Annotated in this window: 1 protein-coding gene; it reads right to left on the reverse strand. The window is 45.2% G+C overall.

Annotation, left to right across the window (positions count from 1 at the left end; all coding sequences use genetic code 11):
- Positions 1-701, reverse strand: a 701-nt coding sequence (locus tag R7Z50_RS27535; RefSeq protein WP_318149756.1) for a 2OG-Fe(II) oxygenase family protein, incomplete at both ends; no start/stop codon positions are given.

A 701-nucleotide genomic window follows, 5' to 3' on the forward strand; every position in this document is an offset into this window, starting at 1 on the left:
CTCACGTAAGAGTTCCATCAAGTAGCTATGTGCTGTGTAACGCTCAGAAAGTACTGTATCTGGTTTTGGGTGCAAGAAAAGCGGTAATGAAATGCGCGATTTTTCTTGGCGAGCACCTGTTGGGTTGATAACTCGGTGCGTCGTTGACGGGAAGTAACCACCTGACGCTTCTTGTAGCATGTCACCGATGTTAATGATCAAGTTACCAAAATCACATGGAACATCGATCCACTCGCCATCTTTGCTCATAACTTGCAGACCAGGCTCGTTCGCCGCTGGCAGTACAGTCAGTAGGTTGATATCTTCATGAGCGGCTGCGCGAATTGCACCTGGCTCTTCTTCGCCTGTCATTGGTGGGTAATGAAGAACGCGAAGCAACGTTTTGTCGCTGTTATTGATCATTTCTGACAGCGCGATAGAGAACTTCTCTTGTACGTCTTTTGGTGCGTACTCTTCTACCCAACCTAGCAGTTCCTGTGCAAAAGCGTTTGCGCGCTCGTAGTACTCAAGAATCTCTGCTTTCAACGGTTCTGGGATTTGTCCCCAAGGGTAAACATGAAAGTATTCTTTGATGTCTTTTACTTTGTGGCCTTTCGCAACTTCAGAAACCGAAGGTGGGAAATAACCATCTTGCGTTTCTACATTAAATTGGAAATCATTTTTTTCTTCTGAGCAGAAAAACTCGTGCCAGTTTTTGTAAA

Source organism: Vibrio sp. 1249-1 (assembly GCF_033340495.1).